Origin of the sequence: Marinibaculum pumilum (assembly GCF_042646425.1) — a bacterium.
Lineage (GTDB): Bacteria > Pseudomonadota > Alphaproteobacteria > Ferrovibrionales > Ferrovibrionaceae > Marinibaculum > Marinibaculum pumilum.
On sequence record NZ_JBHRTR010000046.1, the window covers coordinates 1 to 746 of the forward strand.

Genomic DNA, 746 nt, shown 5'->3' on the forward strand with positions numbered 1-746 from the left:
GGTCTCCGGTGGCGACGATGCCGACCTGATCACGGGTGGTACGGGCGACGACGTCCTGTCGGGTGATGCTGGCGCCGACACGATCGATGGCGGCGATGGCGCCGACAGCGTGGCCGGCGATGCCGGGGCGGACTCCATCCTCGGTGGGGCGGGCGCCGACACGATTGACGGTGGCGATGATGCCGACACCGTGTCCGGCGGCGCCGATGCCGACCTGATTGCCGGCGGTGCCGGTGATGACGTCCTGGCCGGCGATGCCGGCGACGATACGGTCGATGGCGGCGAAGGCGCCGACAGCATCGACGGTGGCGAAGGTGCCGACAGCCTGGCTGGTGGCGCCGGCACCGACAGCATCCTCGGCGGTGCCGGCGCTGACACGATCGACGGCGGTGATGACGCCGACACGGTCTCCGGTGGCGACGATGCGGACCTGATCGCCGGTGGTGCCGGTGACGACGTGCTGGCGGGCGATGCCGGCGACGACACGATCGATGGCGGCGCGGGTGCCGACAGTCTGGCCGGCGGTGCCGGTGCAGACTCCATCCTTGGTGGGGCAGGCGCCGATACGATTGACGGCGGCGATGATGCCGACACCGTTTCGGGTGGTGACGATGCAGATCTGATCGCCGGTGGTGCGGGCGACGATGTCCTGGCGGGCGATGCCGGCGCCGACAGCGTGGCCGGCGATGCCGGGGCGGACTCCATCCTCGGTGGGGCGGGCGCCGACACGATTGACGGTGGCGATG

1 protein-coding gene is annotated in these 746 nt (G+C 71.4%); it reads left to right on the forward strand.

Annotation, left to right across the window (positions count from 1 at the left end; all coding sequences use genetic code 11):
- Positions 1 to 746 (forward strand): calcium-binding protein (locus ACFOGJ_RS24385; protein ID WP_379905562.1); only part of this gene is annotated, 746 nt, incomplete at both ends.